The organism is Plantactinospora sp. B24E8, from assembly GCF_039871735.1.
Classification (GTDB): Bacteria; Actinomycetota; Actinomycetes; order Mycobacteriales; family Micromonosporaceae; genus Plantactinospora.
In genome coordinates this window covers 141223-163621 of record NZ_JBDPMH010000014.1, presented here as the reverse complement: position 1 = coordinate 163621, position 22399 = coordinate 141223, and the positions used below count along the sequence as shown (strand labels likewise).

Annotated in this window: 21 protein-coding genes; 11 read left to right on the top strand and 10 right to left on the bottom strand. The window is 72.2% G+C overall.

Annotated elements, in window-relative coordinates:
* Window positions 1-132 precede the first annotated feature (132 nt).
* Complete coding sequence (locus tag ABGB21_RS21245; protein ID WP_347652564.1) at window positions 133-1314, bottom strand: monooxygenase; 1182 nt, start codon at window positions 1312-1314, stop codon at window positions 133-135.
* A gap of 204 nt (window positions 1315-1518) precedes the next feature.
* Here ABGB21_RS21245 and ABGB21_RS21240 point away from each other — a divergent pair, with 204 nt between their 5' ends.
* The gene (locus ABGB21_RS21240) at window positions 1519-2388 is read left to right on the top strand and encodes a YcnI family protein (RefSeq protein ID WP_347652565.1); all 870 of its coding nucleotides are present in this window, start codon (window positions 1519-1521) and stop codon (window positions 2386-2388) included.
* 118 nt (window positions 2389-2506) lie between these two features.
* On the opposite strand, the gene ABGB21_RS21235 is transcribed toward ABGB21_RS21240, so the two are convergent.
* A complete protein-coding gene (locus ABGB21_RS21235; protein ID WP_347652566.1) occupies window positions 2507-3004 on the bottom strand; it encodes a hypothetical protein in 498 nt (165 codons plus the stop codon).
* A gap of 417 nt (window positions 3005-3421) precedes the next feature.
* Here ABGB21_RS21235 and ABGB21_RS21230 point away from each other — a divergent pair, with 417 nt between their 5' ends.
* Window positions 3422-5017, top strand: a complete 1596-nt coding sequence (locus ABGB21_RS21230) for a restriction endonuclease (RefSeq protein ID WP_347679180.1) — start codon at window positions 3422-3424, stop codon at window positions 5015-5017.
* A 51-nt stretch (window positions 5018-5068) separates the two neighbouring features.
* On the opposite strand, the gene ABGB21_RS21225 is transcribed toward ABGB21_RS21230, so the two are convergent.
* Window positions 5069-5467: a helix-turn-helix domain-containing protein gene (locus ABGB21_RS21225; RefSeq protein WP_347652646.1), complete on the bottom strand. Its 399-nt coding sequence runs from the start codon at window positions 5465-5467 to the stop codon at window positions 5069-5071.
* A gap of 202 nt (window positions 5468-5669) precedes the next feature.
* On the opposite strand from ABGB21_RS21225, the gene ABGB21_RS21220 reads away from it, so the two are divergent.
* Entirely contained in the window at window positions 5670-6806 is a 1137-nt protein-coding gene (locus tag ABGB21_RS21220) for an acetate kinase (RefSeq protein WP_347652568.1), read from the top strand.
* Window positions 6807-6906: 100 nt separating this feature from the next.
* Here the strand turns inward: ABGB21_RS21220 and ABGB21_RS21215 are convergent, their stop codons facing one another.
* Window positions 6907-7074, bottom strand: coding sequence for a hypothetical protein (locus ABGB21_RS21215; protein ID WP_347652569.1), 168 nt, complete (start codon window positions 7072-7074; stop codon window positions 6907-6909).
* A 309-nt stretch (window positions 7075-7383) separates the two neighbouring features.
* Between ABGB21_RS21215 and ABGB21_RS21210 the strand changes: the two genes are divergently transcribed.
* Window positions 7384-8562 (top strand): low temperature requirement protein A, encoded by a 1179-nt coding sequence (locus ABGB21_RS21210; protein WP_347652570.1) that lies wholly within the window; start codon window positions 7384-7386, stop codon window positions 8560-8562.
* Window positions 8563-8906: 344 nt separating this feature from the next.
* On the top strand, window positions 8907-10286 hold the full coding sequence (locus ABGB21_RS21205) for an endo-1,4-beta-xylanase (RefSeq protein WP_347652571.1): 1380 nt from the start codon (window positions 8907-8909) through the stop codon (window positions 10284-10286).
* A 301-nt stretch (window positions 10287-10587) separates the two neighbouring features.
* Here ABGB21_RS21205 and ABGB21_RS21200 read toward each other — a convergent pair whose 3' ends face one another.
* Both ABGB21_RS21200 and ABGB21_RS21195 read right to left on the bottom strand, forming a co-directional pair.
* On the bottom strand, window positions 10588-12024 hold the full coding sequence (locus ABGB21_RS21200; RefSeq protein ID WP_347652572.1) for an NAD(P)/FAD-dependent oxidoreductase: 1437 nt from the start codon (window positions 12022-12024) through the stop codon (window positions 10588-10590).
* A 1-nt stretch (window position 12025) separates the two neighbouring features.
* Window positions 12026-12586, bottom strand: a complete 561-nt coding sequence (locus ABGB21_RS21195) for a hypothetical protein (RefSeq protein WP_347679178.1) — start codon at window positions 12584-12586, stop codon at window positions 12026-12028.
* Between the two features lie 309 nt (window positions 12587-12895).
* Here ABGB21_RS21195 and ABGB21_RS21190 point away from each other — a divergent pair, with 309 nt between their 5' ends.
* Window positions 12896-13492, top strand: a complete 597-nt coding sequence (locus tag ABGB21_RS21190) for a TetR/AcrR family transcriptional regulator (RefSeq protein WP_347652574.1) — start codon at window positions 12896-12898, stop codon at window positions 13490-13492.
* A gap of 86 nt (window positions 13493-13578) precedes the next feature.
* Here the strand turns inward: ABGB21_RS21190 and ABGB21_RS21185 are convergent, their stop codons facing one another.
* From ABGB21_RS21185 to ABGB21_RS21175, 3 genes are all read right to left on the bottom strand, one after another.
* Window positions 13579-14076: a MerR family transcriptional regulator gene (locus ABGB21_RS21185; RefSeq protein ID WP_347652575.1), complete on the bottom strand. Its 498-nt coding sequence runs from the start codon at window positions 14074-14076 to the stop codon at window positions 13579-13581.
* A 10-nt stretch (window positions 14077-14086) separates the two neighbouring features.
* Window positions 14087-15001 (bottom strand): SDR family NAD(P)-dependent oxidoreductase, encoded by a 915-nt coding sequence (locus tag ABGB21_RS21180; protein WP_347679176.1) that lies wholly within the window; start codon window positions 14999-15001, stop codon window positions 14087-14089.
* A 232-nt stretch (window positions 15002-15233) separates the two neighbouring features.
* Window positions 15234-16280, bottom strand: coding sequence for a LacI family DNA-binding transcriptional regulator (locus ABGB21_RS21175; RefSeq protein WP_347679174.1), 1047 nt, complete (start codon window positions 16278-16280; stop codon window positions 15234-15236).
* A 190-nt stretch (window positions 16281-16470) separates the two neighbouring features.
* On the opposite strand from ABGB21_RS21175, the gene ABGB21_RS21170 reads away from it, so the two are divergent.
* From ABGB21_RS21170 to ABGB21_RS21150, 5 genes are all read left to right on the top strand, one after another.
* On the top strand, window positions 16471-17469 hold the full coding sequence (locus ABGB21_RS21170) for an LLM class flavin-dependent oxidoreductase (RefSeq protein ID WP_347652578.1): 999 nt from the start codon (window positions 16471-16473) through the stop codon (window positions 17467-17469).
* A gap of 48 nt (window positions 17470-17517) precedes the next feature.
* Window positions 17518-17841: a hypothetical protein gene (locus tag ABGB21_RS21165; protein ID WP_347679172.1), complete on the top strand. Its 324-nt coding sequence runs from the start codon at window positions 17518-17520 to the stop codon at window positions 17839-17841.
* Between the two features lie 112 nt (window positions 17842-17953).
* Window positions 17954-19648, top strand: coding sequence for an ABC transporter ATP-binding protein (locus ABGB21_RS21160; protein ID WP_347679170.1), 1695 nt, complete (start codon window positions 17954-17956; stop codon window positions 19646-19648).
* Window positions 19645-21579 (top strand): ABC transporter ATP-binding protein, encoded by a 1935-nt coding sequence (locus ABGB21_RS21155; RefSeq protein ID WP_347679168.1) that lies wholly within the window; start codon window positions 19645-19647, stop codon window positions 21577-21579. Before ABGB21_RS21160 ends, ABGB21_RS21155 begins: the two co-directional genes overlap by 4 nt.
* A gap of 100 nt (window positions 21580-21679) precedes the next feature.
* Window positions 21680-22156, top strand: coding sequence for a macro domain-containing protein (locus ABGB21_RS21150; RefSeq protein WP_347652582.1), 477 nt, complete (start codon window positions 21680-21682; stop codon window positions 22154-22156).
* A gap of 5 nt (window positions 22157-22161) precedes the next feature.
* Here the strand turns inward: ABGB21_RS21150 and ABGB21_RS21145 are convergent, their stop codons facing one another.
* Window positions 22162-22398, bottom strand: coding sequence for an MbtH family protein (locus ABGB21_RS21145; RefSeq protein ID WP_347652583.1), 237 nt, complete (start codon window positions 22396-22398; stop codon window positions 22162-22164).
* Between the last annotated feature and the right edge of the window lies 1 nt (window position 22399).

The window sequence follows — 22399 nt, the reverse complement described above, 5'->3', positions numbered from 1 at the left end:
CCGCCCTCCGCCGCCGGTCGGGTGGAGAGCCTCTCCCATGCTAGGGATCGGTGGGGCGTGGCCCGCCGCCGGTCCGGGTCTGATCGGGACGGAGACGGGTCCGCGGGCCGAGCCGCGACGGCACGCCCCTTCTTACTTCTCGGACCAGATGACCAGGCCGAGGCACATCTCGTCGCTGGTGCCCTCACCCCAGACGACGTACCGCGGTAACGAGTCACGCAGCTGTGGCAGTCGGGCGCGCAGCGTGGCGTCGTGGGTGCAGGTGACCCGGTAGACGTCGCCGGGCTGCACCGCGACCGGTTCGGCCAGCGGACGGATCGCCTGCTCGTCGAAGTTGTACGCGGGCACGTCGAGCAGGGTCCGGGCGTCCGGCGTCCCCGGGTTCAGTTCCACCTTGACGGCCCGGCCGAGCAGGTGCATGTGGCCGCCGAGGGCGTGCACCAGTCCGGGCCGGGTCACCCGGTGGTCGCAGTACTGGGTGTTCCCCGGTGTCGGCGCCCGACCCTGGTTGCAGGAGGAGTTGAGCTGGTCGGCCCGTCGGCCGGACTCGGTGCCGAATCGCCGGTGTACGTCGCGCAGCGCCGCCGCCCGGTCGCAGAGTTCCCCGGACTCGCCGGCGGCGCAGGGCAGCTCGACCGGTGCCGGCAGCAGTTCGGTGGCGAGCGGGTCGACGTCGGCGCCGCCGTCGGCCAGCCGCAGCCGGATCCCGGACTGGTCGGTCCCGGTCGTCCCGTCCGGCGCGCCGAGCAGGTTGTAGTGCACCTGCATGGCGAGTTGGCTGCCCGGCGGCATCGGGTAGCCGAGGCCCGGCGCGAGCAGCGTCTCGTTGGCGCCGGGCGCCCAGTGGGCGACCCAGGCCGCCTGCCCCACACCGGTGTCGCCGAAGCAGGTCCAGCCCGGTCCCGGCGATTCCGCGTCGAACCGCCGTACCGACTCGATCTCGGCGGGCTCGATCCGGAAGAAGATCGCGTGGTGCACGATCTCCGCGTTCTGCGGCAGGAACTGGCTGCCGGTCAGGTACGCCGGACCGGTCAGCTCCGGGTCGACGAGGAAGCAGCGGTACTCGTCGCTGCCGCCGTTCGGGGCCACCGGGCGGTAGGGCTCCGGCATGGACAGGTTGACGAACCGCTCACCGCTGCGCAGCGGCGCGGCCGGCGGCGCCTCGAACGGCTGACCGTGACCGCCGTGCGGGCTGGACGGGGTCGGTGGCCCCGGCTCCGCACGGGTCTGCCGGCCGGTGTCGCAGGAGGTGGTCAGGACGAGGGCGGTGAGCAGGGCCGCCGCGGCGGAGAGTCGCCATACGCGTCGATGCATGTCCCGCATAACTGTCAGCCTCCGCTTCGGGATCCGGGCTCACCCGAATTATCCGAAGAATCTGTCGGAATGGCGACGGTGCGGGCCGGAGTTGGCACTGGACGCGGACCGGATACCGTCCGGGTTGAACCTTTTCCGCGTCCCGGCCGAACCATCTGGAGTGTCGAGGTTGGCCGGCGACGCCGGCCGGACGGAGGGCTTTCGGTGGGTCGCGCAGCGGTGTGGTGGACGGTCGGGATGGTCGCGGCGGCCGTCGTCGGTACGGCATCCGGGGCGGGGCCCGCGTCAGCGGACGTGACCCTGACCCCGACCCAGGCGGTACGCGGGGAGTCGGTGAAGCTGACCTTCCGGGTGACGGAGGACCGGGCACCCGCGCACACCACCCGGGTCGAGATGCGGCTGCCGGACGCGACGCCGATCGCGGAGACCACCCCGATGTCGGTGCCGGGTTGGGCACCCCGGGTCGCCACCCGGACCCTGGACCAGCCTCTCGTGGGGATGCACCACGGCCGGACCAGCGAGGTGGTCACCGCGATCACCTGGTTCCGGGCCGAAGATGCCGAGGAGGGAGCGCCGGTCGAACTGACCGTCTCCCTCGGACCGCTGCCGGAGGTCGGGCAGCTGGTGTTCACGGTGCTGCAGACGTACTCGGACGGGGTCGTCACGAGGTGGGACCAGCAGCCGGCGGCCGATGCCAGCCGGCCGGCCCCCGTCCTCACCCTGCTGCCCGCCGGCCCGGCACCGGCCGGGGCGGCCCCCGGGCCGCAGACCCGGGACGCGGCGCCGACCGCTGACGAACCGGGCGGATTCGGCCCGCTGGTGGTCGGGACCGCCGCCGGGCTGCTTGGCGGGGTGGCGGTCACCGCCTGGGTGTTCCTGCGCCGTCGACGGCCCGACGGCGGCGATGGCGACGGTGACGGCGCCAGCCACGGTGACGGTGACTGCGGTGGCCACGGTGACGGTGACTGCGGTGGCCACGGGACGGAACCGCCGGTCGAGGCGGGCGCGGATACCGGGCCGGTGTCGAGTGGCGGGGCGGGTCGGTCGGCCCGGGCGTGGCGGCTACGGGAGTGACCGCGTCGGACGCCGGGACACCGGTCGTCCCCGGCGTCCCGGGACGCCGGTCAGCGACCGTCCCCGAAGCCGGGGAACGCGGTCCCCGCACGCGCCTGCCGTCCCGGGACGGGTCTGCTCACTCCTCGGGCTCGTCCGACTCCGCCTCGGCGGTCGCCCCCGGACGCAGCACCGCCTCCGGCGGACAGAGCACCGTGACCCGGTAGGAGACGCCCAGGTTGGAGAAGATCCGACCGCGCAGTCCGAGGCAGAGGCCGACCCCCGGCTCCCCCTCGGGGTGCTCGAAGAACTCGACGACCGGTTCGGCGAGGGCGCCCACCAGCCCCTGGGTCCGCAGGGTGGTGCTGGCCACCTGGAGCAGGCCTACGCTGACCTGCACCTCGACGTCGTCGAGCGCGTCCACGTCGTACCAGTGGGTGTCGGGCAGGAAGAGTTGCGAGTCCACGTCCCGCTGCTGGTAGTCCGGGCCCAGCAGGCCGGTGTCGGCGTCCGGCTGGTCACCGAGCCAGGCCATCCCGGCGTAGTCGCTCCGGAGCCGGCGTGCGTCGGACCGGAACTCCGTCACGACGGTGTCGAGGCGCGGCTGGGCGGCGAGGTACACGTCTGCGTCGGTCACCCGCGGGACATTAGCACCGCCGGGATCGCGCCGACCGCGGCGACCCCGGCCACGACCAGGGTGTTCCGGCCCGGCTCCGGTCCGCCCGGCGCGGGGGCGATCCGGCGCCCGTGGCGTGCCGGACCGCCGGCGGGCAGGCCCGTCCGGAGCGGAAACCTGTCGGGCGTGGGCTCCGTCGGGTCGCTTCGTCCGGCTACCCTGGGAGCCCGCTGGACGGACCGGTCACGTCGCACCAGAATGTGCAGGCATCGGATGGGACGGATACCGGACGACGGCACAGGCGGCAGGTGCGCGGACACGGGTGCGGGAGACACCGGTGGCCGGGCATCGGGTGGTGGGCGGTGGACATCACGCCGGGGGCAAGGTCGCACCGGTCCCTTCCGGGGACCACTGATCGAGCGCTGATCGGGGACGCACATGGGCATCATGGGGCAACTGCAGCGGGCACACGCGCAGCAGGTGCACGCCGCGCAACGCGCCCAGACCACGCCGTACCAGCAGCATCAGCAGATGCTCTGGGAGGCCGAGAACGCCCGGCGGGCCGCCGAACGCGCGGCCGAGGCCGACGAACGCGAGCGTAAACGGCTCTACGCCGAGGCCCGGTCGAAGCGGGTTGCGGCGGCGAACGCCAACGTCCAGTCCCAACTGGACGAACTCGACAACCTGTTGCACACCACGCTGGCCATCGACGACCACATCGACCTGGAACGCCTCAAGAAGACGTCGACCTACCCGCCGTTCGACCCCGGCGACCTCGGGGTGCCGGCGAAGGCCCCGGACTGGCGCCGGTTCGCCCCGCCGGCCCCGAACGCGCTGGACAAGATGCTCGGTGGCGAGTCGCGCTACCAACGGCTGCGGGCCGAGGCGGAGCAGGCGTTCGAGAAGGCGAAGGCGAAGCACGCGGCGGCCGAGGCGACCCGGCAGCAGCGGCTCGCCCAGGCCCGGCGCGGGTACGAGCAGCACTGCCGGCAACTCGACGCGCAGGTCACCAGCCACAACCGCGAGATCGACGAGTTCGGCGCGGCCCTGGCCGCGGCCGAGCCGAACGCCGTGGTCAAGTACTTCGGTCTGGTCCTGGGCAACTCGGTGTACCCGGAGGACTTCCCGCAGCGCTACCGGCTCGCCTACGTTCCCGACTCCCGGCTCATCGTGGTGGAGTACCTGCTCCCGACGGTCGCGGTCATCCCCCGGATCCGCGAGTACCGGTACGTCAGGGCGCGCGACGAGGTGCTGACCGTCGCCCGGCCGGCCGAGGAGATCCACCAGCGGTACGTCGAGGTGATCACCCAGGTGACGTTGCGTACGGTGCACGAACTCTTCGAGGCGGACCGTACCCGGCTGGTGGAGACGATCGTCTTCAACGGCATCGTCGAGACCGTCCACCCCGGCACCGGGCAGTCGGTACGCCCCTGCCTGGTGACGCTGCGCACCGACCGGGAGGCGTTCACCTCGATCAACCTGGCCAAGGTGGAGCCGACGGCCTGCCTGCGGCACCTGCGGGCGGCCGTCTCGTCCCGCCCCGAGGACCTGGTCCCGGTCCGGCCGGTGCTCGAGTTCGACGTCGTCGACAAGCGTTTTGTCGACGAGGTGGATGTCCTGGCCGACCTGGACCAGCGGCCCAACCTGCTGGCGCTCAGTGTCACCGAGTTCGAGGGCGTGATCCGCGACCTCTTCGCCAAGCTGGGTCTGGAGACCAAGACGACCCGGGCCGCGCCGGACGGCGGTGTCGACTGTGTGGCGTTCGACCCCCGGCCGATCTTCGGCGGCAAGGTGGTCATCCAGGCCCGCCGGCACCGGGGCACGATGGACGTCTCCGCCGTACGGGACCTGTTCGGCACCGTGCTCGACGAGGGCGCGACCAAGGGCATCCTGGTCACGACCAGCAGCTACGGCCCGGACTCGGTCGAGTTCGCCTCCGGCAAGCCGCTGGAACTGATCGACGGGTCGAGCCTGCTGCACCTGCTCGCCGAGCACGCCGACGTACGGGCCCGGATCGATCCCGGCCAGGGCTGACCGCCGCCGCCCCGGGACCTCACCCGGCGGGTGCGGCGGCCCGGTGTCCGGTCAGCACGTGCGCTCCCCCTGCCGGCGGTCGTACGCCTCCCGGGCGGCGGCGACCGCGGCCCGGTGCCGTTCGGCCCAGCCGGTGAGGATCACCAGCGCCTCGTAGAGTTCCCGGGCGATCTCGGTGGCGGCGTACACCACCCGGGGCGGCACGGTCGGGTGGACGGTACGGGTCAGCAGCCCGTCCCGTTCCAGGTTGCGCAGGGTGAGGGCGAGCATCCGGCGGCTGATCCCCTCGACCGCCCGCTCCAGCTCGGTGAACCGGACCGGCCGCCGACTGGCCTCGATGATGATGGCGATGCTCCACTTGCCGCCCACCCGGTCGAGCACCTCGCGGGACGTGCACGTGTCCCCGGGCCCGGACGACGTCGGCGGCGGCTCGCCGTGCCGCTGGGTCATCGCGGGTGCCTCCTCCTCGCGCCGCCGCTGGTCACGGCCGTACGCCGGTAACAGATCGTAACCCATGGCAGGGTGCCCGGGGCGCGACGGAGCGCGGGGGGCTCCCGGGGCGGACCGGCCCCGAGCCGGCCAGGTGAGGAGTGGATCCGCCCCGCCTGGGTAAGGCCGTACACCGGACGACGAACCGTACCGAGGGGGCCGGATGTCCGCCGCGACGACGAGTGACCCGGCAGGGCCACGATCCGATCCCCGGACCGTGCTCACCGTCAACGCCGGCTCGTCCAGCCTGCGCCTGGGCTACGTCCGGGACGGCCGCCTCGTCGACGGCCTGGAGCGGGCGGAACCGCCCGGCTCCGCCCGTGCGGACACGGTCGTCCGGGAGTTCGTCGCCGCGCACGACCGCCCCGACGCCGTCGGTCACCGGCTCGTGCACGGCGGCGATCTGGTCCGGGCTCCGACCCGCCTCGACGACACGATCCGGGCCGACCTGGACGGGCTGGCCACGCTGGCCCCGCTGCACCTGCCGCCGGCGCTGCACCTGCTCGACCGGATCCGGGAGCAGCTGCCGGACGTACCGCAGGTGCTCTGCCCGGACACCGCCTTCCACGCCCGGCTGCCGGAGGTGGCGGCGACCTATCCGCTGCCGGCCGACTGGCGGCGCCGGTGGGGGCTGCGCCGGTACGGCTTCCACGGTCTGTCCTACGCCTACGCCCTGCGCCGGACGGCCGAACTGCTCGACCGGCCGGCCGACGACCTGCGGCTGCTGCTGGCACATCTGGGTGGCGGCGCGTCGGTCTGCGCGGTCCGGGACGGCCACAGCGTCGACACCTCGATGGGCTTCACCCCACTGGACGGGGTGCCGATGTCGAGGCGCTCCGGCGCCGTCGATCCGGGAATGCTGCTCTGGCTGCTCGACGACAACCGGCTCAGTCTGACCGAGTTGACCGACGGGCTCAACCGACGGGCCGGCCTGCTCGGGCTCTCCGACGACCGGTCCGGCGACACCCGCGACCTGGTCGCGGCCGCCCCGGACGACCCGGCCGCCGCGCTCGCGCTCGCGGTCTTCGCCCATCGGGTACGCCGGGAACTGGCCGCCGCCGCCACCGGCCTGGATCGGCTGGACGCCCTCGTCTTCACCGGTGAGATCGGCTGGGACCAGCCCGAGGTGCGGCACGACGTCTGTGCCGGGCTGGGCCTGCTCGGGGTCGGACTGCCCGAGCAGGGCAACCGGGAGACCGACTCGATCATCTCCGCTCCGGGTGCGGCGGTGCCGGTGCTCGTGGTCGAGCCCCGGGAGGATCTGCAGGTGGCGGCGGAGACCCTCGCCGCGCTGGGCTGACTGCAGCCAACGCGCCGCGCTGAGCTGACCGGGGCGGACGCGCCGCGCGGACTGGCGGTCCGGCCGTCGAGGTTGCCGAGGGCCGGAACGGCTGCCCGGCTCAGGCCATCAGCCGGGTCAGGAAATCGCCGATGCCCTGTGCGATGGCCATCAGGACCGCGCCGATGGTCTCGACCAGGTCGGCGGCGCCATCCGGTCGGAAGGCGATGAAGAAGATCAGGAACCCGACGAACAGCCAGGTCAGGACCTTCTTGGCAAGAATCGGCATCTCTCCTCCGCTGGGGAAGTCCCCATCTCGTCCGCCCCGGGTGTTTCGGTGTGTCACGAGAGCTGGCGTAACGGATCGACGATCGGATGCTCGCTTCCCCGCCCCGCCCGGTCCCCAAACAGGACCGGCCCGCACCTCCAGCCGGCGGGCGGGCGGCGGGTTCGGTGCCGTTCCCCGACGTACCCGTTGAACGGTAGCGACAGTTACGTGCCTTAGGGGCGGGTATGGTGCGTTGCGTTCCTGTTCGTCGGCCAGCCCGAGCCTTCGAAGCCGGCGAGGGCCGGCGCGACGATCCCCGTGGAGGCCAGGTTGATCCGGCGAGGCACCCGGTCCGATCCGCTACGGCGGGAGCAGGACCGGCCGGTGACCTCGATCGAACTCTTCTTCGACGTGGTGTACGTCCTCGCGGTGACCCAACTGACCGAACTGGCGCTGGACCGGCTGACTCCGCTCGGCGCGGCGCAGACCGCCCTGGTGCTGCTCGCCGTCTGGTGGGCCTGGGTCGACACCGCCTGGGTCACCAACTGGCTGGACCCGGACCGGAACCGCGTCCGGCTGATGCTGATCATCCTGGCCGGGATCAGCCTGGTGATGTCCTCGGCGATCCCCGAGGCGTACGACACCCGGGGGATCTGGTTCGCCGGGGCGTACGTGCTGCTCGAGGTCGGCCGCTCGCTGTTTGTCGCCGTGTCCCTGCCCGGGCAGCCGACCCTCCGGCGCAACTTCCAGCGTCTACTGGTCTGGCGCGTGGTGTCGGCGCCGCTCTGGCTGACCGGCGGCGTCACCTCCGGCGCCGCCCGGACCGCCCTGTGGGCGGCGGCGGCGATGGTGGACACGACCGCCGCGGCCCGGGGCTTCCAGGTACCGGGGTGGGGGCGGTCCGGGGTCGGCGACTGGGCGATCAGCGGCGCCCACCTCGCCGAACGGGCCCGACTGTTCGTCATCATCGCGCTGGGCGAGTCCATCCTGGTCACCGGAGCGACCCTGCAGCAGGTCCGACCGGGGCCGGGCACGCTGACCGCGCTCGCCGCCGACTTCCTGGGCACCGTGGGACTGTGGTGGATCTACTTCGACCGGAGCGCCGGTGCGGCCCAGGCCGCGATAGAGGCCTCGGAGGAGCCGGGTCGACTGGGTCGATCCGCCTACACCTACCTGCACATCCCGATCGTGGCCGGCATCATCCTGACCGCGGTCGGCGACGAACTCACCATCGAACACCCCACGGGTACGGTGCACCCGGCCCTCCTCGTCGGCGTACTCGGTGGCCCCGCACTCTTCCTGACCGGGTTCTTCGTCTTCAAGAGGTTGGTCCTGGCGGCCCGCGCGCTGCCGCACCTGGTCGCGGTGCTCGCACTGGTCGGGCTCGCCCCGCTCGGTCTGGTGCTCGACCCGGTGGTCCTCTCCGTCCTCGCCTCCCTGGTGGTGGTGGCGACGGCGGTCGCCGGCACGATCGTCGCGGCCCACGCCGGCCGCCGGCACCGGACGTGATCATCGGATTCCAGGTCTCCGCTCCAGAAGGTTCCGGAATATCAAGCCGCTGCTGACTGGCTGCACAGTCCACCGAGGCTTCCATGTCTGCCGTCCTCCAGGTGAAAGCGCAGGTCGAAAATGGTTATCTCGAGACCTGGAACCCAGTCGACGGTTCGGAAGTTTTCCGGAACTGATTGACCATACCGAGTGCCGATGCAAGACTGCTATCCATTCTGGTCGATCGCTGTCAGGGGCTTCGACAGTCTCCAACCTGCCGGCGGCACCTCGACCGGCCACACCACCCCCCGTCGGGCGGCAACCACCACCACGAGTCCGTCCGGCCCTTCCCAAAAGGGGCTCACATGACAAGGCAATCAACCGACGGCGCCAGACGCCTGAGCCGAGCAGTCCGGGCCCGGATCGCGCTCGTTGTCGGTGCGCTCGGACTGCTCGCCGCGACCGCTGTCGTCACGTTGCCCGGCACCGCCAGCGCCGCCAGTACGCTGGGCGCCTCCGCCGCCGAGCGAGGACGGTACTTCGGCACCGCGGTCGCGGCGAACCGGCTCAACGACAACGCGTACACGACGATCCTGAACCGCGAGTTCAACCAGCTCACGGCCGAGAACGAAATGAAGATCAACGCCCTGCAACCGCAGCAGGGCCAGTTCTCGTACGGCACCGCGGACCAGATGGTCCAGTACGCCCGCAGCCGGGGCATGCAGGTACGCGGCCACACCCTCGCCTGGCACTCCCAGCAGCCCGGCTGGATGCAGAACATGTCCGGCAGCGCACTGCGCCAGGCCATGGTCAACCACGTCACCCAGGTCGCCACCCACTTCCGCGGACAGATCGCGTGGTGGGACGTGGTGAACGAGGCGTTCGCCGACGGTGGCAGCGGCGCCCGCCGCGACTCCAACCTGCAGCGCACCGGCAACGACTGGATCGAGGTCGCGTTCCGGGCCGCCGACGCGGCGGACCCGAACGCCCAGCTCTGCTACAACGACTACAACATCGACAACTGGACCGACGCGAAGACCCAGGCCGTCTACCGGATGGTCCAGGACTTCAAGCAACGCGGTGTGCCGATCGACTGCGTCGGCCTCCAGTCGCACTTCACCGGTGGCTCGAACTACCCGGGCAACTACCGCACCACGCTGTCCAGCTTCGCCGCGCTCGGTGTCGACGTGCACATCACCGAGTTGGACATCCGCAACGCGCCATCCGACGCGTACCGCAACGTGACCAACGACTGTCTCGCGGTGGCCCGCTGCAAGGGCATCACGGTGTGGGGCATCCGTGACTCGGACTCGTGGCGGTCCGGCGAGAGCCCGCTGCTGTTCAACGGCAGCGGCCAGAAGAAGCCCGCGTACGACGCGGTGCTCGCCGCGCTGAACAGCGGCAACCCCGGTGGCGGCGACCCGACCACCCCGCCGCCGACCGGCAACCCCACCACCCCGCCGCCGACCGGTGGCGGCTGCACCGCGACGATCACGCCCGGCACGGTCTGGGGCGACCGGTACAACACCTCGGTGACGGTCAGCGGCGCCAGCAGCTGGTCGGTGGTGGTGGCGATCACCCCGCCGCAACGGGTCTCGACCACCTGGAGCGGCACCTTCAGCTGGGACAGCAGCGGCAACATCATGACCGTACGGTCCAACGGCAACAGCACCTTCGGATTCACCACGATGATGAACGGCAACTCCAGCGCCCGACCGCAGATCAGGTCCTGCACCGCAGCCTAGCGGCTACGGCGGTCCGCACCCTGACGACGTGCCCCCCGGCGCACGTGGCGACGGAGTGGGTGATTCCGCCACCGGGACGGCCGAAAGCGGCGGTCCGCTCGACCGGATCGAGCGGACCGCCGCCACGGCGTCGGGACGGCCGACGCACCGAGCAGGGTGAGCGCGGCGGCGCCGCCCAGGGCCGCGCGCCGGGAGAACGGAGGTTCATTGCGGTGCTGTCCCTTCTCGACCGTGAGGTCCAACCCGGTGGTTGCGCGACCGCGACGGCTGGTTCCGGGGCGTTGACGCACACGGCCCGCCGTCAGCGGCCGTACGCCTCGAGCAGGCGTAGCCAGACCTCGCTGACGGTGGGGTACGCGGGAACGGCGTGCCACAGCCGGTCGATCGGAACCTCGCCGACGATGGCGATCGTCGCGGCGTGCAGCAGCTCCGCGACGTCCGGGCCGACGAGGGTGAAACCGACGATCACCTTCCGGTCCTCGTCGACGACCATCCGGGCGTGGCCCTGGTATCCGTCGGCGTGCAGGGCGGCTCCCGCGACGGCGGCCAGGTCGTAGTCCACGACCCGGATCCGCAGCCCGGCGGCCTCGGCGGCGGCCGCGGTCAGCCCCACCGACGCGATCTCCGGGTCGGTGAAGACGACCTGCGGCACGGCACGCTCGTCGGCGGTGGCGACGTGCCGACCCCACCGACCGTCGTCGACCTTGTCGCCGCCGGCCCGGGCCACGATGACGTCACCCACCGCGCGCGCCTGGTACTTACCCTGGTGGGTCAGAAGGGTGCGCCGGTTGACGTCACCGGCGGCGTAGAGCCATCCGTCGCCGATCAACGCCCCGTTGTCGTCGACGACCCGCAGCGTGTCGTCGACCGTCAGCCAGGCCCCGGGCTTCAGACCGATCCGGTCGAGGCCGATGTCCTGCGTGTTCGGCGTACGACCCGTCGCGACCAGGAGTTCGTCAGCGTCGACCTGCTCGCCGTCGGTGAGTGTGAGGCGTACCGTGCCGTCGCCGTCCCGGCGCACCGAGGCGGCTTCGGCGCCGAGGCGTACGGTCACCCCGGCTTCCCACAACGACCGCGTGACCTGCTCGGCCGCGAACGGCTCCGCCAGCGGCAGCACACCGTCCCGGGCCAACACCGTCACCGTCGAGCCGAGACTGGCGAACGCGGTCGCCATCTCCGAGGCCACCACGCCGCCACCGATGATCGCGAGTCGACCGGGAACCTCGCTCGCCGCGGCTGCCTCCCGGCTGGTCCACGGTGCCGCCTCGCGCAGCCCGGTGACGTCCGGGATCAGCGCACCGCTGCCGGTCGCCACGACAACCGCGTGCCGGGCGGTGAGCGAGACGGTCTGCCCGCCGTTGGTCACCTCGACGACCCGGTCGGAACTGATCCGACCCTGGCCGCGGTACAGCGCGATCCCGGCCGACTCCAACCACGACACCTGCCCGTCGTCCGACCAGTTCGAGGCGAAGGAGTCGCGACGGCGCAGCACGGCGGCCGCGTCCAGGTCGCCGGTCACCGCCTCGCGCGCGCCCGGTAGCCGGCGCACCGCCCGCAGCGCGGCCGGGCTACGCAGCAACGCCTTGGTCGGCATGCAGGCCCAGTACGAGCACTCGCCACCGACGAGTTCCCGCTCGACGATCGCGGCGGTCAGGCCACCCTGCACGATGCGGTCGGCGACGTTCTCCCCGACCGGGCCCGCACCGATGACAACGACGTCGTACGTGACGTTCTCCATGTCAGTTCGTCGCCTTCGCCGCACGGCCGAGGCGGATGGCGGAGATGAGGAAGAAGATCGCACCGGGGATGGCGTAACCGATCGCGTTGGTCAGCGCCGGGTTCTCCGCCGAGGCCGCCGCGAGGAACGACCCACCGGCGAGCACGGAAAGACCACCGCTGAAGATCATCGGCCACTGGCCACCCATCCGACGGCGGGTGACAGCCACGATCAACTGCACCAGTCCGGCCACGATCGCCCAGGCACCCCAGACCCGCAGCATCGCGTCGATACCGGAGGTGCCGGCGATGCCCAGACCGACAGCGGCGAGGAGGCTGACCGCAACGTTCACGTACAGCAGGGTGGGTGATCCGGTCACGCGCGACGCGCGGGCGTCGACGATGGCGGCGGCCACATCGAACAACGGGTAGATCACGAAGAGCGTGACGGCGAGTGGGTTGAGGTCTCCGGCGATCGCAAACGTCACACCCGCCCAGACGATGGCGAAGACGAAACGGACGAGGTACAGCCGCCGCAGGGCGGACGCCGTCGTCGAGATGCCGGGTACGGCAACGGTGGTCATGGTCATCCTTTCGGTGGCCATTGGAGAGGGACCGCGACCAGCGGACACCCCACCGGGCGCCACCCCAGTAGAACGAACGTTCTGTCCGCCGTCAAAGGTAGCGAGCGCGCAGCAGCTTGTCAAGACCGAACGTTCTACCCACCTGGCGCGCCGCCGGCTATCCTGAGGCCCGCCGCGGAGGTCCGTCCAGCCGGACCCGACACCGCTTTGCGACACGGCCGACCACCGGGCCACGGCCGACACCAGGCACGGTTGGACACGCATGGTCGGAGCGTAGTGACCGAACGTTCTGTCCGTTAGCATGGAGTCATGGCACGTAGCGAAACTGGGGTCCGGCCGTCCGAGGCGCGACAGCGACTTCTCGACACCGCGACCAGGATCTTCTACGGAGAGGGCATCCACTCGGTCGGTGTCGACCGGATCATCGCCGAGGCGAAAGTCACCCGGGCCACTTTCTATCGGCACTTCCCCGGCAAGGAGGACCTTGTCGTTGCCTATCTGCAGGCAGCCGACCAGGCCATCCGTGACCAGGTGGAGACGGCCGTCACCGCCGGCGTACCGGCACCCGACGCCCTCCGGGCCGTTGCGGAATCCATCGCCCACGGCATCCGCTCCGCCAACTTCCGCGGCTGCGCCTTCCTGAACGCCGTGGCCGAGTATCCCGATCCCGACCATCCCGTGCACCAGGCCGTCCTCGCGCACCGCCAGTGGTTCCTCGACACGATCAACACCTTGATGGCGAGCATCCAGAAGGCCGAGGCCGAACCCGCCGCACAGCACTTCGTCATGCTCCGCGACGGCGCCATGGCAGCCGGCTGCCTCTTCGATCCGGACCTGATCTGCGAAACCTTCCTCCGCGGCGTCGAGGGACTCATCCGGACCCACGCCGCACGCCAGCCGTCCTGAGCAACCAGGCGCTCACCGACCGGGGCGTCCCGCCGGCCGCCCCGGTTCCGGCGTAGCGATCGGCGCCTGTTCGCGCGGGTCGGGCCCTACGGTTGGGTGGCGGTGTCGAGGACCGCAACGTCCGGTCCGGTCGAGCCGCCATACGTGGCGATCTTGTACTCGGTCGCCGCCAGGGAGAGGGTCAGTTCACGAATCCGGCGACGGATGATGTCGCGATGTTCGAGCAGCATGTCGAGCCGCTCGGGCACCGTGCCCTGCCCGGCGTCCACGAGCGAAATGTAGTGCTGTAGGTCGCGCATCGGCATCCCGGACAGCCGCATCCTGGTGAGGAACACCAGGCGCCGCACCGCTTCGGCGTCGTAAACGCGATGACCGTAGCTGTCGCGGGCCACCTCGACCAGCCCGGCCCGCTCGTAGTAGCGCAGCGTGTGAGGCGTGATGTCGAGCAGGTCGGCGACCTCGGCGATCGTCATCGGCCCGGGGACGTCGGCCAGGTTGGTGAGACGGTGGATCGCCTCGACCGACAGCGGCCCGTCGTCCCCCACCGTTTCCAGGGCCCTGGCCATCAGATTGTCGGTGGACATAAGAGCAAGCCTAGATCGGCCGGACCGGTGCCGGGACGCCGTCGAAGTCGGCGCTGCGGGCGGTCTCGGCCCACCGATCGACCTCGTCCAGACCACGCCGGTACACGCCCGAGATACGCTCGACCGCCTCGCGCCCGAGCGGCAGGCGCAGCGGCACCTCGTCACTGTGCGCGAGGGACACGATGATCTCGGCCGCCCGCGCCGGGTCACCTTCCTGGCAGCCGTCGGTCCCGGACATGTCCGCGCGGACGGCGGCGAGCAGATCGCGGTAGGTTTCGGACACCTCGGCGAATTCGAGCACCTCGGCGGCGTTGAAGTCGGTCCGGAACCGGCTCGGTTCGACGATCATCACGCGGATCCCGAACGGTGCGACCTCCCCGGCCAGGGCCTCGGACCAGCCCTCGAGGGCGAACTTCGACGCGGAATAGGCCGACACGCCGGGGAACGACATCCGCCCGCCCTGGCTGCTCATCTGCACGATCGTCCCGGCGCCCCGGGTACGCATCGCCGGCAGCGCCGCGCGGACGAGCGCGGCCGGGCCGAACAGGTGCAGATCCATCAGCCCGCGCAGCTGCAGGTCGCTGACCTCCTCGACGGCTCCGACCACGGCCCGGCCCGCGTTGTTGACCAGAACGTCGAGCTGACCGAAGCGGTCGAGAGTGGCCCGCACCAGCGACTCCGCCGCGGCGATGTCTCGGGCGTCGAAGTTCGCGATCAGAAAGTTGTCGGGGTACTTGGCCGCCAGGTCGACCACACTGTCCGGCCGGCGTACCGCCGCCACCACGTTGTCGCCTGCCGCGAGCGCCGACTCCGCCAGTGCTCGCCCGAAACCGCGGGACGCGCCGGTGATGATCCAGGTCTGTGTCGTCATGGCGGCAACGCTATGGCTTTGAGCGCGCGCGAACGCAAACCCGCTGCGACGCATCGTCTGATCGGCCGTAAGGGCAGCGTCTGTCCTGCGTCTTGGGCAGCACCCCCGCGTTTCACCGAGGGCAAGGGCGTCAAGAACCGGCTGCATCTCGATGTGCGGGTCGGCACCATCTGCCGACCCTCACAGATAGAGCGAACGTTCTGTCTGTACATACGCTAGCGCGCCGGCCCTCCATCAGCAATACCGAACGTTCTACCCGGGCTGCCGTCCACCGGACTGCCGCCGATCAGGCCGAACCGCGCCGGACCAGGTGGGTGGCCAGGAACACCGCAGGCGAGGCGATCTCGTCGCCCCGGATCTGGGCGGCGAGCAACCGGGCCATCTCCCGGCCCATCGTGATGACCGGCTGGTGCACGGAGGTGAGCGGCGGATGGGAGTGCAGGGCGAGCGAGGAGTCCTCGTAGCCGACCACCGCGACGTCCGCCGGAATGCGCCGGCCCGCCTCGTGCAGCACCTGCATCGCGCCGAGAGCCATCAGGTCCGAGGCCGCGAAGACCGCGTCCAGGTCACCGCGGACCAGCAGTAACCGGCGCATCGCGGCAATCCCGCTCTCCGCACTGAAGTCGCCGTACTCGATCAGGTCCTCCTGGACCGGGCGGCCGTACGCGGCGAGCGCCGCCCGGTAGCCGTCGAGCCGGTGCACCCCGACCCCCATGTCCTGCGGTCCGGCGATGGTGGCGATGGTCCGGTGCCCGGTGGCCGCCAGATACTCGACCGCCTGCCGGGCCCCGCCGACGTTGTCCACGTCCACGAAGTACGCCGGCTGGGCGCCCGGCTCCAGCATCCGGGCGGGGCGCCCGCCCAGTACGACCGGCAGTCCACGCTCCACCAACAGCCCCGGCAACGGGTCGGCGTCATGCAGGGAGATCAGCATCACGCCGTCGACGTGCTGGTCGGTGAGCTGGTGCTCCATCTTCTCCCGGCCGCCGGGCGACTGGATCCAGGACAGCCAGAGTTGCAGCGGGGTGTCGGCCAGACCGGCGCTGACGCCCCGGGCGATACCGGCGAAGAACGGTTCGCCGAAGGCCCGGTCCCCCGACTCCGAGATGACCAGGGCCACCGAGTCGGTCCGCTGGGTGACCAGGGTGCGGGCGGCACGGTTCGGCACGTACCCGAGTTCCCGGACAGCGGCCCAGACGGCGGCCCGGAGCGTGGGGCTGACCTGGGACGAGTTGTTCACCACCCGGGACGCCGTACCCCGTCCGACGCCGGCCCGGGCCGCGACCTCACTCAGGGTGGGGCGACCGCCGGCCCGGCCGCGCTGGGTTCTCATGTCTGCTCCCGGTGACAGCGGCGATCAACAGGTACGGGTGGCCGGGAGGGCCCATGATCGTCACTGGACCACGTCGACATGCCGCCCAGATTGGGGTTACCTCGATGATGATAGAGCTCGATACGCGCTTCCGGTCCTGACCGTCCGGTCCGATCGCGGCATGTGACACCGACCGACCGGAAGGAGACCCGTGACCCGCTACGGTTGGTTCCTCGGCCACGAGGAGTGGCAGCCGGAGTCGCTCGTCGAACGGGCCCGGGACGCCGAGCGCGCGGGCTTCGACGCGCTGCTCGTCTCCGACCATCTGCAACCCTGGGTCGACGACGCCGGGGCCGCCGGCTTCAGTTGGTCGACACTGGGCGCACTGGCCGTCGCCACCCGGCACGCCACGCTCTTCTCCGCCGTGGCCTGCCCCCTGTTCCGACAGCACCCGGTGCTGGTCGCGCAGGCCGCGGCCACCGTCGACCGACTGTCGGGGGGACGGTTCGCCCTCGGGGTCGGCACCGGCGAGGCCGTCAACGAGGCGGCCCTGGGGCGGTTCCCGCCGCACGGCCGGTTTCCCCGGTACGCCGAACGGCTGGCCCGGATGACGGAGGCGCTCGGCCTGCTCCGAGAATTGCTCGACGGCGACCCGGTGGACCGTCCGGACGGCACCTACTACCCGGTCTCGGCGGTCCGGTTGTTCAGTCCACCGTCGACCCGGGTGCCGATCCACCTGGCGGCGGCGGGTCCCCGCTCGGCGGCCACCGCGGGCCGGTTCGCGGACGGGGTGCTCACCTCGGTGAAGGACCCGGACGACACCGGCCGGCGGGTGGTCGACGTGGCCCGGGCCGCCGCCGAGGCGGCTGGTCGTACCGCGCCGGACGTGGTGCTGACCACGTTTGTCGTCCTGGCCGGGAGCGACGAGGAGGCGTGGCGGGCGCTGCGGCCGTGGCGTGGCCTGCGTACGCCCGGACGACTGCGGGCCACGGATCCGGCCCGGCTGCGCCGTACCGCCGACCGGCTCGGTCCGGAGTGGATCCTCCCCCGCTACCGACGGGTCGCCAGCCCGGGAGAGCTGCTCGACTTCTGTCGGCGAATACGTGACCGCCTCCGCCCCGACGTGCTGGCGTTCCAGGTGGCGGCGGTGGACGGGACCGCGGCGGTGGCCCGGTTCGCCGAACTGGCGGACCGGCTGCGTCGGCGTTGACCAGCGTGGCGGATTCGTATTCGAACGTATGTTCGATAGAATGTCGAGGTGTTCGACAGCCGAGACCAGACCAGTGACCCGGACGTCTCCGCCCCCACCCACCGACCCGTCGACCGACACCGACTGCTCTCCCGGGCACACCACATCGCCGCCGACCACGCGGGCGGCTACCGGGAGGGGCTGACCCGAAGTGCCGCCCTGGCCGAGCTCGCCGACCTGGCCGCGGCGCCCGACGTCCTCGCCGAGGCCGCGGCCCGGCACGCCGTCGCCGACACCTGGTACGCGATCCACGCGGTCGACCTGCTGCTCGAAGCGGGCGCCCCACAGCCGCTCGTCGACCACTACCTCGATGCCCTGGTGTCGCCGGACTGACCGGTGCGCCGCAGGTCCGGGAGCAGGTCGCTGCGTCGACGGCCACGCCCTCCGGCAGCCATCCACCCGCTCGTGTAGGTTAGCCTAACCTCAGAACGAAGTGGATACGAACGTGCGGACCGGACCACCCACGGCACGTACCGTCCTGACCGGCGCCGTCACCGGGCAGGCGCGGCACGTCGTCACCAGCGCGGCACTCAACGCCGCCCACCAGGGCGGCGAGGCGCTGATCCCGGTACTGATCGGTGTGGTCATCGACCGCGCGGTCGGGCAGGGCGGCCCGGTGGACCTGCTCCTCTGGATCGGCGTCGTGGCGGTCATGTTCGCCGCGCTCTCCACCGGTTTCCGGTACGGCGCCCGCAGCGGGGAACGCGCCGCCGAACAGGCCGCGCACCAGCTGCGGATCGGCGTCGCCCGCCGGGTACTCGACGATCGCGGCGGCGCCGAGCACCGCCACCTCCCCGGCGCGCTGGCGTCGATCGCCACCAGCGACGCGGAACGGGTCGGCATGGTCAACCTGGCGCTCGCCGCCGGCACCGGCGCGCTGGCCGGCCTCCTGGTCGGCGGAACGGCGCTGCTGGTCGTCTCGATCCCCCTCGGGCTGCTGGTCCTGGTCGGCGCGCCGCTGCTGCTGTGGTTGGCACAGCTGCTCGGCCGTCCACTGGAGCACCGCAGCTCCACCGAGCAGGAACACGCGGCGTACGCCTCGGGACTGGCCGCCGACCTGGTCGCCGGCCTGCGGGTGCTCAAGGGGCTCGGCGCCGCACCAGCGGCCGCGGACCGCTACCGGCTCGCCAGCCGGCACTCCCTCGCCGCGACCGTCCGGGCCGCCCGGGCCCGGGCCTGGCACGACGGCATCCTGCTGGTCGCCACCGGGCTGTTCGTCGCCGCGGTCGGCCTGCTCGGCGGCCGGCTCGCCACCCAGGGCGAGATCAGCGTCGGACAACTCGTCGCCGCCGTCGGCCTGGCTCTCTTTCTGCTCGGTCCGCTCTCCACCGTCAGCTGGGTCAACGCCGAGTTCGCCCAGGGCCGGGCCTCCGCCGCGCGGATCGCCACGGTGCTCGGCGCGCCGCCCGCCACCACGGGCGGCGCCGACCACCCGGCGGACCCGGTACGCGGTCAGCTCGCCCTGTACGACGTCCGGCACGGCACGCTGCGCGGGGTCAGCCTGCACGCCGCGCCCGGCGAACTGCTCGGCATCGTGGCACCCGACCCGGTGACCGCCGCCGACCTGCTGCGTTGCCTGGCCCGGGAGGTCGACCCGGAAGCCGGCCGGATCGACCTGGACGGCGTCCCGCTGGCCACCCTCGATCCCGGGCGGCTGCGGGCCGCGATCCTGGTCGCCCCGCACGAGGCGGACCTGTTCGAGGGCAGCCTGCTCGACAACGTCACCGCCGCCGCGTCCGCCCCGGCCGCCGTGGCGCCGGCACTCGCCGCCGCCGACGTGGCCGAGGTGGCCCGGGCGCTGCCCGACGGCGTACGGACCAGACTCGCCGAACGGGGACGTTCGCTCTCCGGCGGTCAACGGCAGCGGGTGGCACTGGCCCGGGCCCTCGCCGCCGGCACCCCCGTGCTGGTCCTGCACGATCCGACAACCGCGGTCGACGCCGCCACCGAGGCCCGGATCGCCGACGGCGTACGCAGACTCCGCCGGGGCAGCACCACCCTGCTGGTCACCACGAGTCCGGCCCTGCTCGCCGTCACCGACCGGGTCGTGCTGCTCGAGGCCGGGGTGGTCCGGGCCGACGGCCGTCACCCGGACCTTCTACGGGACGACACCGGCTACCGGACGGCGGTGCTGACGTGACCGCCGCCGGACCGGACAACGGCGCCGACCTGAGCGCCGCGGAAGCCGACACCCTGCTGCCGACCGCCACCGGACCGCAGGTCCGGGCCGCACTGCGTGACCTGATCCGGCCCCGCCGGCTGCTCGCGATACGCGGATTCGGGCTGCTCCTGGCCGCGACCGCGGTCGGTCTGCTCACCGCCCCGCTACTCGGCCGCATCGTGGACCTCGCGGTCGACGGCCGGCCCCCCGGTGCGGTCACCGGGCCGGTGCTGCTGCTCGCCGCCGTCGCGGTCGGGCAGGGCGTGCTGCTGGCCCTCGGCCTGTCGCTGGTCGCCCGGCTCGGCGAGGGCATGCTCGCCGAACTGCGCGAACGGTTCGTCGACCGGGTCCTGGCACTGCCGTTGGAGCAGGTGGAACGGGCCGGGTCCGGCGATCTGACCGCCCGGGTCACCGGCGACGTCACGGTCATCGCCGAGGCGGTCCGGACCGCGCTGCCGCAGCTCGCCCGCGCGCTGCTGACCATCCTGCTGACCCTGGTCGGACTCGCCGTACTGGACTGGCGGTTCCTGCTGGCCGCCCTGCTCGCCGTACCGGTGCAACTGCACACCGTCCGCTGGTACGGGCGACGGGCACTGCCGCTCTACGCCCGCCAGCGGGTGGCGCTCGGCGCACAGCAGCAGCAACTGCTCGACACGATCGGCGGGGCGGGTACGGTACGCGCGTTCCGGCTCACCGAGCCGCACCTGGCCCGGGTCGCCGAACGCTCCACCGCCGCCGTCGACCTCACCCTGCGCGGGATCGGGCTGGTGACCCGGTTCTACGGGCGGCTCAACCTCGCCGAGTTCATCGGCCTGAGCGCGGTACTCGTCGCCGGGTTCCTGCTGGTCCGGGCCGACGCGGTGAGCGTCGGTACGGCGGCCGCCGCGGCGCTCTACTTCCACAACCTGTTCAACCCGCTCAACGCCGCGCTCAGCCTGGTCGACGACGCGCAGTCGGCGGCGGCCAGCCTGTTCCGGCTGGTCGGCGTCAGCCGGCTGGCGTCACCGGCCCGATCCGTCACCCACTCACCCGACTCTGCCCAGGCCATCGGAACGTCCGGTCCCGCCCAGGTGACCGACCCGGCCGGCACGCCGGACACCGTCGGCCCGGTCGAGGTGCCGGACGGCGGTAACCCGGTCGGCGTCCCGGACCGTGTCGGCCCGCCGGGCGCGACCGGCCTCCAGATCGAGGTCAAGGGCCTGCGCTACGCCTACACCCCCGGCCACGACGTGCTGCACGACGTCAGCTTCAGCGTGGCACCGAACGAACGCGTCGCCCTGGTCGGCACCAGCGGCGCGGGCAAGACGACCCTGGCCAAACTGATCGCCGGTGTCCATCAGCCGGACAGCGGTGTCATCCGACTCGGCGGGGTGCCGGTCGACGAACTCGACACCGGGGTCGCCGGCCGTACCGTGGCGTTGATCAGCCAGGAGGTGCACGTCTTCGCCGGGCCGCTGGTCGAGGACCTGCGGCTGGCCCGTCCCGGTGCCGGCGAGGACCAGATCCACGCGGCGCTCGACCGGGTCGACGCCCTGGACTGGGTACTGGCCCTGCCGGACGGCCTGGCGACCGTCGTCGGCGACGGCGGGCACCGGCTCACACCCGCCCAGGAGCAGCAGCTCGCCCTGGCCCGGCTGGTCCTGGCCGCGCCGCCGATCGCCATCCTCGACGAGGCCACCGCCGAGGCCGGAAGTGTCGGCGCCCGCCTGCTGGAGACCGCCGCCACCCGGGCCCTGCGGGGGCGTACCGGGCTGGTCGTCGCACACCGGCTCACCCAGGCCGCGGAGGCGGACCGGATCATCGTGCTGGACGCCGGCCGGGTGGCCGAGATCGGCACCCATCACGACCTGGTCGCCGCACAGGGGCGGTACGCCGCCCTCTGGTCCGCCTGGGCCGGCACCCGAGGGTGAGGGAGCTCCTTCCCCGCCCCGGCGGGCCGGCCCGCCAACCGTCCGCTGTGGACGGCAAAACTCGCGGTCGGCCGTCGTACCCGGATGGCATGCTGCCCCGGTGACACCGCTGCGCTTCGTCAAGGGTGACGCGACCAACCCCCAGGCCAAGGGCCCGAAGATCATCGGTCACGTCTGCAACGACCTCGGCGGATGGGGCAGGGGCTTTGTGCTCGCGCTGTCCCGGCGGTGGCCCGAGCCCGAACGCGACTACCGGCAGTGGCACCGGCAGCGCGCCGGCAACGACTTCGGGCTCGGCGCCGTCCGCCTGGTCCAGGTCCGTGCGGACATCTGGGTGGCCAACATGGTCGGGCAGCGCGGCATCCGGCACGGGTCGGCCGGCCCGCCGATCCGGTACGACGCGGTCGCGCGCTGCCTGGAGACGCTGGCCGGGCACGCCCAACGGCTGGACGCCTCGGTCCACCTTCCCCGGATCGGCTGCGGACTGGCCGGTGGCCGGTGGCAGCGGATCGAGCCGCTCATCGTCGACGCCCTCTGCGCGCGGGACGTACCCGTCACGGTCTACGACGTGAGCTGACCGGGTCACCCCGCCCGCTCGGCGTCGGCCATCCGCTCACGCAGGCTGCGCGGCCGCAGGTCGGTCCAGTTCGTCTCGACGTACCCGAGGCAGGCGTCCCGGGGTTGCGGCTCGTCCGCGCCGAAGACGACCGTCCAGCCGGCCGGCACCGCCACGAAGGACGGCCAGAGCGAGTGCTGTCCCTCGTTGTTCACCAGCACCAGGTAGCGGCCGTCGGGGTCCTCGAACGGGTTGGTGGTCATG